Source organism: Clostridium sp. C105KSO13 (assembly GCF_001517425.1).
Taxonomy (GTDB): Bacteria; Bacillota; Clostridia; order Lachnospirales; family Lachnospiraceae; genus Muricomes.
Genome location: NZ_FBWL01000101.1, coordinates 1 through 9,085, shown reverse-complemented (window position 1 = coordinate 9,085; position 9,085 = coordinate 1). Strand labels below are relative to the sequence as shown.

The 9,085-nt window shown below is 38.0% G+C and carries 16 protein-coding genes and 1 pseudogene; 13 read left to right on the top strand and 4 right to left on the bottom strand.

Annotation, left to right across the window (positions count from 1 at the left end):
• Positions 1–315: 315 nt before the first annotated feature.
• From BN3456_RS00695 to BN3456_RS15555, 11 genes are all read left to right on the top strand, one after another.
• Entirely contained in the window at positions 316–576 is a 261-nt protein-coding gene (locus tag BN3456_RS00695) for a DUF5320 domain-containing protein (RefSeq protein ID WP_089982049.1), read from the top strand.
• Between the two features lie 62 nt (positions 577–638).
• Positions 639–1,001: a DUF134 domain-containing protein gene (locus tag BN3456_RS00690; RefSeq protein WP_089982047.1), complete on the top strand. Its 363-nt coding sequence runs from the start codon at positions 639–641 to the stop codon at positions 999–1,001.
• Positions 1,002–1,069: 68 nt separating this feature from the next.
• Entirely contained in the window at positions 1,070–1,294 is a 225-nt protein-coding gene (locus BN3456_RS00685; RefSeq protein ID WP_242862765.1) for an iron-sulfur cluster assembly scaffold protein, read from the top strand.
• Positions 1,295–1,318: 24 nt separating this feature from the next.
• Positions 1,319–1,687, top strand: a complete 369-nt coding sequence (locus BN3456_RS00680) for a NifB/NifX family molybdenum-iron cluster-binding protein (RefSeq protein WP_089982046.1) — start codon at positions 1,319–1,321, stop codon at positions 1,685–1,687.
• A gap of 1 nt (position 1,688) precedes the next feature.
• Positions 1,689–2,549 carry a nucleotide-binding protein gene (locus tag BN3456_RS00675; protein ID WP_089982044.1) on the top strand — a complete coding sequence of 287 codons (861 nt, stop codon included), beginning with the start codon at positions 1,689–1,691 and terminating at the stop codon, positions 2,547–2,549.
• A complete protein-coding gene (locus tag BN3456_RS00670; RefSeq protein ID WP_089982042.1) occupies positions 2,527–3,399 on the top strand; it encodes an ATP-binding protein in 873 nt (290 codons plus the stop codon). The genes BN3456_RS00675 and BN3456_RS00670 overlap by 23 nt, the downstream gene beginning before the upstream one ends.
• Positions 3,383–3,736, top strand: coding sequence for a hypothetical protein (locus BN3456_RS00665; RefSeq protein ID WP_242862764.1), 354 nt, complete (start codon positions 3,383–3,385; stop codon positions 3,734–3,736). The genes BN3456_RS00670 and BN3456_RS00665 overlap by 17 nt, the downstream gene beginning before the upstream one ends.
• Before the next feature lie 19 nt (positions 3,737–3,755).
• On the top strand, positions 3,756–4,604 hold the full coding sequence (locus tag BN3456_RS00660) for an Mrp/NBP35 family ATP-binding protein (protein WP_089982041.1): 849 nt from the start codon (positions 3,756–3,758) through the stop codon (positions 4,602–4,604).
• 308 nt (positions 4,605–4,912) lie between these two features.
• Positions 4,913–5,272 (top strand): NifB/NifX family molybdenum-iron cluster-binding protein, encoded by a 360-nt coding sequence (locus tag BN3456_RS00655; protein WP_089982039.1) that lies wholly within the window; start codon positions 4,913–4,915, stop codon positions 5,270–5,272.
• 156 nt (positions 5,273–5,428) lie between these two features.
• Entirely contained in the window at positions 5,429–5,593 is a 165-nt protein-coding gene (locus BN3456_RS15770) for a hypothetical protein (RefSeq protein WP_176699062.1), read from the top strand.
• Positions 5,594–5,770: 177 nt separating this feature from the next.
• Positions 5,771–5,953 (top strand): hypothetical protein, encoded by a 183-nt coding sequence (locus tag BN3456_RS15555; RefSeq protein WP_141654479.1) that lies wholly within the window; start codon positions 5,771–5,773, stop codon positions 5,951–5,953.
• A gap of 48 nt (positions 5,954–6,001) precedes the next feature.
• On the opposite strand, the pseudogene BN3456_RS16160 reads toward BN3456_RS15555, so the two are convergent.
• Together BN3456_RS16160 and BN3456_RS00650 are read right to left on the bottom strand one after the other, a co-directional pair.
• Positions 6,002–6,164, bottom strand: a pseudogene (locus BN3456_RS16160) (terminase large subunit); the annotation flags it as partial.
• Between the two features lie 714 nt (positions 6,165–6,878).
• Positions 6,879–7,082, bottom strand: coding sequence for a cold-shock protein (locus tag BN3456_RS00650; RefSeq protein WP_089982037.1), 204 nt, complete (start codon positions 7,080–7,082; stop codon positions 6,879–6,881).
• A 410-nt stretch (positions 7,083–7,492) separates the two neighbouring features.
• Here BN3456_RS00650 and BN3456_RS00645 point away from each other — a divergent pair, with 410 nt between their 5' ends.
• On the top strand, positions 7,493–7,837 hold the full coding sequence (locus BN3456_RS00645; protein WP_089982035.1) for a GIY-YIG nuclease family protein: 345 nt from the start codon (positions 7,493–7,495) through the stop codon (positions 7,835–7,837).
• A 29-nt stretch (positions 7,838–7,866) separates the two neighbouring features.
• The gene (locus tag BN3456_RS00640; protein WP_089982034.1) at positions 7,867–8,505 is read left to right on the top strand and encodes a helix-turn-helix domain-containing protein; all 639 of its coding nucleotides are present in this window, start codon (positions 7,867–7,869) and stop codon (positions 8,503–8,505) included.
• On the opposite strand, the gene BN3456_RS00635 is transcribed toward BN3456_RS00640, so the two are convergent.
• A complete protein-coding gene (locus BN3456_RS00635) occupies positions 8,437–8,691 on the bottom strand; it encodes a GlsB/YeaQ/YmgE family stress response membrane protein (RefSeq protein ID WP_089982032.1) in 255 nt (84 codons plus the stop codon). The genes BN3456_RS00640 and BN3456_RS00635 overlap by 69 nt on opposite strands.
• 15 nt (positions 8,692–8,706) lie before the next feature.
• Positions 8,707–8,952, bottom strand: a complete 246-nt coding sequence (locus tag BN3456_RS00630; protein ID WP_089982030.1) for a CsbD family protein — start codon at positions 8,950–8,952, stop codon at positions 8,707–8,709.
• Between the last annotated feature and the right edge of the window lie 133 nt (positions 8,953–9,085).

Genomic DNA, 9,085 nt, shown 5'->3' with positions numbered 1-9,085 from the left:
TGATTTAGCACTAAAGTTTCTTCTTTGTCTGGACATAGCAATGAATCCTTTCTTTCATACTGGTTTTAGTATATCAGATTCATTAAAATCTGTCCGAAAAAGTGTCTTAAATTATGAGACCATTATACTACATTGAAATTAATTGTTGTAAAGCACCAGTTCCGAAGGCATAAAAGTAAAGTATAAACTGTCAACTAAGGATTATCCTTGGCTGACAGTTTTATAATAATAAAAAGGTTATTGACATATGCCATCAATATAGTATAATATGAATTGAAATTGACATATGTCATAAACTATAAGGAGGTGAATGGTATGCCTAGAAGAGATGGAACTGGGCCAATAGGTGCTGGAACAATGTCTGGAAGAGGTTTAGGACTTTGTACAAACAAAAATATATTTAGGTATGATGCTGGTCTTGGACTTGCCTGCAAACGTGGTTTTGGTGGTGGCTTTGGAAGGGGTTTTGCTGCAAATCAAAATTCAGCAAAAATAAATAAAGACTTACTTAGAGAACAAAAGGAATTGTTGCAAAGCAGACTTGAGGTCATTGATAAACAATTAGAGAGCCTATAATGGTATCAGAGATAATCGGAGGACGCTCTGATTATTTCTGCTTAGAAGTGAGGTGATAGATTATGCCAAGGCCAATGAAATGGAGAAAAGTGTGCTGCCTACCAGAAAATAATAAATTTGGCCCTCTTGATTTAACGTTGGACGATCAGGATTATGTAAATATGACAGTTGATGAATATGAAACGATAAGACTTATCGATTTAGAGGGATTTACTCAAGAAGAGTGTGCAAAACAAATGAATATTGCCCGTACTACCGTTCAGGGCATATATATAGAAGCCAGAAGAAAGTTAGCTGAATCGTTAGTGAATGGTAAAGCACTGATAATTGAAGGCGGCGAATATCGACTTTGTGACGGTTTAGGAAAAGGATGTGGTCGCGGCTGTCATAGACATGGCAGGTGTTTCGCAGATAATGAGAATTGAGGTGGCTGATTATCATATATTCCAAAAAAGTAATTGAGCATTTTATGTGTCCTCAAAATGCCTATAGTATGATAGATGCTGATGCTGAAGGAAACTCTGGAGATCCTTCGTGCGGAGATTATCATACTGTTTATATAAAGGTGAAAGATAATTATATAGATAAAGTAAGCTATCTTGTATTTGGTTGCTGTGCATCAATCGCAACATCTAGCATGACATCAGTACAGGCAAAAGGCAAAAGTTTGGATGAGGCATTAAAAGCGCATTGCGTAATGCAATTAAAAATTATTTAAACAAGAATAGAATGAAGGGTTTTTATGATAATAGCAATTCCGGCAGATGAAAAAGATATGGGAACAAATGTATTTGTATCCTTTGGTCGCACTCCCTATTTTCTTATTTATGACATTGAAACAAAAGAAAGTACATTTATAGACAATAGTGCAGCAACAAGTACAGGTGGTGCAGGAATCAAAGCGGCACAAACAATAGTAGATAATAAAGTTAATGTTTTGTTGACATTTAGTTGCGGAGAAAATGCCGCCGAAGTACTGGGAGCTGCCGATATAAAAATATACAAAACGAGTAGCATTTCCGCAAAGAAAAATATAAATACATTTATTGCCGGAAAACTGCCGTTACTGGATGAAATTCATGCTGGATTTCATGGACATGGAGGCAATTAATATGAGGATAGCTGTCCTAAGCGGAAAAGGCGGCACGGGGAAAACGCTGGTATCGGTAAATTTAGCTGCGGCAGCAAGGGATTCCGTTTATATTGATTGCGATGTGGAAGAGCCAAATGGGCTTCTGTTTTTTAAACCCGAGAATTTCCGAGAAGAGGAAATATCAATTAAGATTCCTGATGTGGACAATATACTCTGCAATGGATGTCGCCAGTGTGTTGATTTTTGTAAATTCAATGCCCTCGCCTATATTAAAGATAAATTAATTGTTTTCGATGAGGTTTGCCACTCCTGCGGCGGTTGTGTCATGCTTTGTCCTGAAAAGGCACTTACTGAGAAAGAAAAGGTTATTGGAAGGGTACAAAAAGGTATGTCGGGTGGTGTAAATGTTAACACTGGAATATTAAATACTGGTGAAGCATCGGGCATCCCAATCATTAAAAACTTATTGGATGGCATCAAGGATATTTCTGATGATATGTTTTTCATTGACTGTCCCCCTGGTAGTGCTTGTATTGTAATGGAAAGCATTAAGGATGTGGACTATTGTGTATTGGTAGCTGAACCTACATTGTTTGGTGTTCACAACCTCAATATGGTATATGAGCTGGTTAAGCGGTTTGGAAAACAATACGGAGTGGTTCTTAATAAATGTTTGGAAGGAGAAAACCCAGCAGAGAAATTTTGTTTAGAAAAAAACATTAAGATTTTAGGTCGAATTCCATTTGACAATGAACTTGGAATGCTGAATTCAAATGCAGAAATTGCAGTCAGAGAAAACAAAAAGTACAAGGAGATATTCTTGGATTTACTAGATGCAGTGATAAGGGAGGTGCAGCATGAAACAACTACTAATTCTTAGTGGAAAAGGCGGTACTGGAAAGACAACAATAGCAAGTGCATTTATAAAACTCCTCGGCACCAATGCATATGCGGATTGTGATGTGGATGCACCTAATTTGCACCTTATAACTGGATGGAATTCCGAACCAGAAAAAACAGACTATTATGGACTGCCGAAAGCTGATATAAATTCTGAACTTTGCATTGAATGTAGTCAATGTAAACAAAACTGCCGATTTGATGCAATTTCAGCAGAAGAAGGTTATAAAGTAGATCCATTTGCCTGTGAAGGCTGCGGGGTTTGCAAATATGTTTGCCCTGTGGAAGCGATAACTTTGATACCGGCTGTGGCTGGAGAATTGATGCTGTATTCGGATGCGAAAAAAGTATTTTCAACAGCTAGGCTCCAGATGGGAAGCGGTACATCCGGAATGCTTGTTACTGAGGTTAAAAAGCAGATGAAGGCATCAGTAGCTGATGCCCATCTGGCTATTATTGATGGGTCACCTGGAATAGGCTGTCCTGTAATAGCATCCCTTAGTGGCGTAGATATGGTTTTAATAGTAGCTGAACCTTCTATATCAGGTATAAGGGATATGGAGCGAGTCATAAACACAGCAGAGAAATTTGGAACTAAGATGGTAGTATGTATCAATAAGTTTGACACCAACATTGAAAACACAGGGAAAATAGAAGAGTTTTGTAAAGAACAAATGATTCCATTTATTGGTAGAATTCCATTTGATTCAGATGCAGTAAAAGCTATTAATAACGGACAGACCATTGTAGACATAAACAGCATATCAGGGATAGCAATTAAAGCGGTCTATGAAAAGGCAATGGAGTTGCTTTTTGAAAAAGGTGGTTGATACCTTTGCTCATGAACAGAATCTTATAATAGAGGAAAGTGGAAAGACTATTTTAGTAACAGGTTGTGCTCATAATGGCATCATGAATATACTTGAACATTTCTACGGTTTAAAAGGTCGTATGCCTGATTATGTGATAGGTGGATTCCATCTTTCCAGTCGCTCCGGCGGAAATGAGGATTTTAATGAGATAGATAGAATTGGCAAATATCTAATGAATACAAAATCAAAGTATTATACCTGCCATTGTACAGGCATGGAACCCTATAATCGATTAAAAGCAGTAATGGGTGGAAGTATAGATTATCTACAAACAGGTAGTGAAATTAAAATCTAAATGTAAGGAGTTAATATTTATGAGTGAAAATTGTAACCAAAGCTGTAGCAGTTGCGCGGAGGACTGCGCAGAAAGAAAAGAACAAAAAGCTGATTTCTCCGAGAAGCTTCATGAGATGAGCAGCATTAAAAAGGTCATAGGTATTGTCAGTGGCAAGGGAGGAGTGGGCAAGTCACTTGTTACCTCAATGCTTGCAGTCACTATGAACAGAATGGGTTATCACACTGCAATCCTTGACGCTGATGTAACTGGGCCTTCTATTCCAAAAGCATTCGGTATCCGAGAAAGAGCTATAAACAGTGAATTTGGATTGTTGCCTGTTAAAAGCAAGACAGCTATTGATATCATGTCTGTTAATCTACTTTTAGAAAATGATACCGACCCGGTTGTTTGGCGGGGACCAATTATTGCCGGAACGGTCAAACAGTTCTGGACGGATGTTATCTGGAGCGATGTGGATTTCATGTTTATTGATATGCCGCCGGGTACTGGTGATGTTCCTCTTACAGTATTTCAATCTATAGCTGTTGATGGGATTATAATAGTAACATCTCCACAGGAACTTGTATCGATGATTGTATCTAAAGCAGTCAAGATGGCTGAGATGATGAATATTCCTATTATTGGTTTGGTGGAAAACATGTCATATTTTAAATGCCCTGACAATGGCAAAGAGTATCAGATATTTGGTGAAAGTCACATAGAAAAGATTGCTGATAAACATAACTTAAAGGTTCTTGCAAAGTTACCGATTGATCCGAAAATTTCAGCTGCTTGTGATAAGGGTATGATAGAGCTTTTCGACGGTAATTGGTTTGATTGTGTATCCAAAATACTGGAAGAAAGACTTGGGACAAATAAAAAGTGAGTGAGCATTCAATATTAGCAAAAGAGCTATTCGAAAAAGGGTATATTATATGGATATTCTAATCTTTTAGATAGAATTGCCAAAGCTGAACATTATAAGCTGATTGAGACTTTAGCAATGAAGTTTAAGGATAAAAACAATTCAATCATTTGCAGGGAACTTTTAGGTCTCTCTATAGAAATAGAAAGGCCCATACCTGAGAAAACAAAATGAAAGTTATTATAAAAAACGTCCATGTATAGAACATGTCGAGCATGCGGCTGAAATACTGGGTGTATATATTCAAAATAAAAAATGGAGGAAAAGAAATGATTAAAATTGCAGTAGCAAGTGAAAATGAAATGGTAACGGAGCATTTTGGACATTGCGTTAACTTCAATATATTTGAAGCCGAAAACAATCAAATTATTAAGAGCGAGTCTATACCGAATCCCGGACATAAGCCGGGCTTCCTTCCAAACTTTTTGAATGACATGGGGGTAAATGTGATTATTTCAGGTGGAATGGGAAGTGGAGCTATTGAAATCTTTAGTGACAAAAATATTGAGGTTATTGTTGGAGCAAGTGGTAGTGCTAAAACAGTGGTAGAAACGTATCTGCAAGGAACTCTAAAATCTACAGGTTCTGTTTGCCATGAGCATCAGCATCATGATGAATGCGGAGAATAGTTGAGAATCATTTGAGAATATTTCACCTCAATTTCTATACATCTTCCTTCAAACATGCATTGTTATGAGAAATCCGATGTTTGGGTAAATGAAAAAATACTTTGAAACGAAAAAAAGGTATTGATAAGCCAATCAAAGCTCAAGGAGGATTTTCACATGAAAGTCGGACTAATTAGATGTGTGCAAACAGAGGATATGTATCCCGCCATATCCACTGCACCGACTTTGGGACTGAGCACCATGTCTGCTGACACATCCGATACTGCCTGTTTTGATTCCATTGCGCGGGATTTATGCAGGGAGAGAAACCGCACACGATAGCCACAGGATATAATATGGTAATATCAGTATTTCTACGTTTATAGATGATAAAGAAGATCCTGTATATGTGACATAAGTTACCAAATAGAGTTGTTGTTGCATCGGAACATGACAGTAACTATGTATATTTTCTAACTCTTTGCAAATCCTAATAAAAACAAGGAGAAGGAGCATACTATGAGTTCAAACAACAATAAAATCGAGACACATACTAAGAGCAAGAAAGATGGTGCATTAAACAATAAAACACTTGACAAAATCAACCTTGACTATGACTTCAATACAGACTATGGCGATGGCGATATTCCGGATATCGATAAACCCGCCGCTTCTAATAAGGACAGTGATTTCTCTATATAAAGGGACCAGATATTCCAATGTCAATTCCAATATCAGCTTTTTCAGAGTAGCCGCCTTGACCTTGTCCATGCCGACCGTGATACCAAGGGAAGGATTCCGCTTTCTTCCATACCTTGGGTTTTGTCCAGTCGTCCTCCTGCGCTGTACCGAAAATCACTAGGGAGAAGGTGGAATCGTGCTTTCTGTCATCTATAATATCCAGTGCCTTCTGATTTCAGGTTTTTCGATGGCGAAATGTCCGACTGTGACTTTGTATGGATAACACGCACCGCTCACACCGTTTCCGGGACGTAATCTTCCGTAACTGGTTCTTCAAATACTGCAACTTGAAAAAGGCCCAGTTTGAGAATAGCCGTGCCGACAATATAACGCTTGTGTTTCTAAAGAATACCAAAGCCCACATAAGCGAAATCAAACCTTTAGAATAATCTATCTATACGAACGATGGCCCCTTGTTGGGTGTCCTCGTGAACAGTTTTGGGAATTACAACTACGTCTCATGGTGTCAGGATTAAGCTGCTGTTGGAAACAACGATTTCCAATTTGGAAAAGGAGATGCCATTGAACGTTTAAAGGATTTTCTGGATTCTGGCGCCCTGACACCTCGCAGACACGCAAACCGAATATACGAAATTGTTTTATTAGTAAACAGGTTTAGTCTGGAAAGTCAAAGGTATAGCGAACACGAAGAAAGATATTTCTGCCAATGGCATGGGGATTAAGAAATTAAATGGTAGACAAGAGACCACAGACATTAAAAGGTCTTATCCAAGAGCTGTAGTAGCCGCTAAAATAGCTAATGAAAAGCTCACGGTTATAGTAGATAACAATACGTCTCCAAACGCTAAGCGGCTGTAATATAGATTGAGCCGGCAAGTATAAAGATAAACCCTGCCGGCTTTGCTACTGTTGTTGTAGAAAAAGATTATAACACACACACGTTCACAGCCTGTAAACCGCGATTTCCTTTTGTAATGTCAAATGTAACTGATTGACCGTCTTCTAAGGATTTAAAACCGTCCATTGCAAGACCTGAAAAATGCACAAATACATCTTCTCCATCTGCTTCATTAGTGATAAATCCAAATCCCTTTTGTGCGTTAAACCATTTTACTGTACCTTTGTTCATGAAAGATACCTCCTAAATTTTATTATATTTCATAAAATAAAAAAATCACATACCTTTTGTAAATCATGAATAGAATAATGACTTACAAAAAATATGTGAAATCAAAACTTTATTTAAAATACTGTCACAGTATAACACTTGATGGTATAAAAGTCAAATAATAATTTTTTTAGCGGAAGAAAAGCAACCTATATGGGGTGCATATGCGAACCGCAGCTTTAAATGGTTGCATCTATACTTTTATTTGTTATAATGTTTCTTGAGGTGATACCATGATAAATTACACGGTCTATGCAGGGAGTATTTGGCGATGAAAATAGTCTACGATACATGGATTGATTTCCTTTGCTGTATCATGCATACTGTCTATTGTATATCAAATGAAAAATGTAATCTGTGAGGGTAGAAGAATGGATATCAACAGAAAAAAGTTACTCAAAGAAGAATATAAGTTGAGACGGCCGGAGATGGGGATTATTTCTTACCGCTGCAAATCAACAGGCGAAACATTCCTTGGTATTTCTAATGATACGAAAGCAAGCTTTAACAGCTGCAGCTTCAAATTATCAGGCAGCTGGCATCCGAATAAACATTTGCAGGAACTTTGGAATCAATACGGAGAAAAGGACTTTGAATTGTCTGTTGTGAAAGTTTTAAAATATAAAGATCCGGCGGATGACCATACAGAAAAATTGGAAAAATTACTTGACCAGTGCCTTTCGGAGAATCAGGATGCAAAGAAAATCTGGAAATGAGAAGATTAAAAAATAACTGGAGGTGTCCCGTGGATTGTGTTAAAACAGGCAAATTGATAGCGAAATTGCGAAGAGAAATGAAACTGACGCAAAAGAATATTGCGGATGCCTTAGGAATTTCTAATAAGACTGTATCGAAATGGGAATGTGGGCTTGGATGTCCGGATGTAACTTATTGGGCTGACCTGTCTGAAATTCTTGGAGTTGATATGATCCAGATGCTGGAAGGGGAAATTACTCCGAATAAACCTGACAGCGGGAATATTGACAAGGTACGTTTTTATTCCTGCCCCTGCTGCGGGAATATATTGACCAGCACAGGAAGCGCATCTATCTATTGCTGCGGCAGAAAATTGGAATGCCTGATGCCGGCTGAGAAATGCGAACAGTATAAGATTTCAGTTGTCGAAACTGATACAGACTATTACATTACATTTAATCATCCGATGGAAAAGGAGCACTTCATTTCTTTTGCAGCTTATGTAAAAAGTGATGGGATATTTTTCGTTCGTCTATATCCGGAACAAGCTCCTGCCGTCCGTATCCCATTAAACACGGGCGGCAGGTTATACTTGTACTGTATCAAACATGGCCTTCTGTCATTTTCTTCCGATGACTGCATTGATAATGGCGAGCAGGATAACTGCACCCAGAATGGAGACGAGTAGACTCCATATATTGAATCCGGTTACTCCCACACCACCGAAAATCCCCATGATAAAGCCCCCAAGCAGGCCTCCGATAATGCCGACTGCTATGTTGGCAAATGCACCCATCTTCCTGTTATTTCCTGTCATCATACTGGCAATCCAGCCTGCCAAAGCTCCTATGATAATCCAACTAAGAATGCCCATAAAAGAATCACCTCACTATTTTTTATCTTTATTTTTCGCTATATCTAATTTCTTTTCCAGAGTATCCAAAAGATCATTTAATTCCGATGCCGCCTTTTCTTTTATTTCATTCCCTGTATTAGAAGCTGTTTCTGCAAGTCTTGCAGCAATGTTATCTACTTTACCTTTCAGCTCCAGAGTTTCAGAATCTGTAAGTTTGCCTGCGGTTTCTTTAAGTTTCCCTTTTATCTGGTCCAGCTTATTCTCTAATTCGTTTGACATAGTCTGACCTCCCTATTTAGTCAAGTCTTTTTCCTTTAAAATAAAGGATTTTTTGTTATATATCTCAGGTGAATGAGCCATAGTAATGGATATTTTTCTATATCAAGTATGAAAATAGTGATGTTTGGGTACA

Excerpts from the sequence above, each read along its gene's own strand:
- BN3456_RS00630 (WP_089982030.1), bottom strand. The coding sequence starts at position 8,952 with ATGTCAAACGAATTAGAGAATAAGCTGGACCAGATAAAAGGGAAACTT.
- BN3456_RS00680 (WP_089982046.1), top strand. The coding sequence starts at position 1,319 with ATGATAATAGCAATTCCGGCAGATGAAAAAGATATGGGAACAAATGTA.
- BN3456_RS00650 (WP_089982037.1), bottom strand. The coding sequence starts at position 7,082 with ATGAACAAAGGTACAGTAAAATGGTTTAACGCACAAAAGGGATTTGGA.
- BN3456_RS15770 (WP_176699062.1), top strand. The coding sequence starts at position 5,429 with ATGAAAGTCGGACTAATTAGATGTGTGCAAACAGAGGATATGTATCCC.
- BN3456_RS00695 (WP_089982049.1), top strand. The coding sequence starts at position 316 with ATGCCTAGAAGAGATGGAACTGGGCCAATAGGTGCTGGAACAATGTCT.
- BN3456_RS00690 (WP_089982047.1), top strand. The coding sequence starts at position 639 with ATGCCAAGGCCAATGAAATGGAGAAAAGTGTGCTGCCTACCAGAAAAT.
- BN3456_RS15555 (WP_141654479.1), top strand. The coding sequence starts at position 5,771 with ATGAGTTCAAACAACAATAAAATCGAGACACATACTAAGAGCAAGAAA.
- BN3456_RS00655 (WP_089982039.1), top strand. The coding sequence starts at position 4,913 with ATGATTAAAATTGCAGTAGCAAGTGAAAATGAAATGGTAACGGAGCAT.
- BN3456_RS00670 (WP_089982042.1), top strand. The coding sequence starts at position 2,527 with ATGAAACAACTACTAATTCTTAGTGGAAAAGGCGGTACTGGAAAGACA.
- BN3456_RS00660 (WP_089982041.1), top strand. The coding sequence starts at position 3,756 with ATGAGTGAAAATTGTAACCAAAGCTGTAGCAGTTGCGCGGAGGACTGC.
- BN3456_RS00645 (WP_089982035.1), top strand. The coding sequence starts at position 7,493 with ATGGATATCAACAGAAAAAAGTTACTCAAAGAAGAATATAAGTTGAGA.
- BN3456_RS00635 (WP_089982032.1), bottom strand. The coding sequence starts at position 8,691 with ATGGGCATTCTTAGTTGGATTATCATAGGAGCTTTGGCAGGCTGGATT.
- BN3456_RS00685 (WP_242862765.1), top strand. The coding sequence starts at position 1,070 with ATGATAGATGCTGATGCTGAAGGAAACTCTGGAGATCCTTCGTGCGGA.
- BN3456_RS00675 (WP_089982044.1), top strand. The coding sequence starts at position 1,689 with ATGAGGATAGCTGTCCTAAGCGGAAAAGGCGGCACGGGGAAAACGCTG.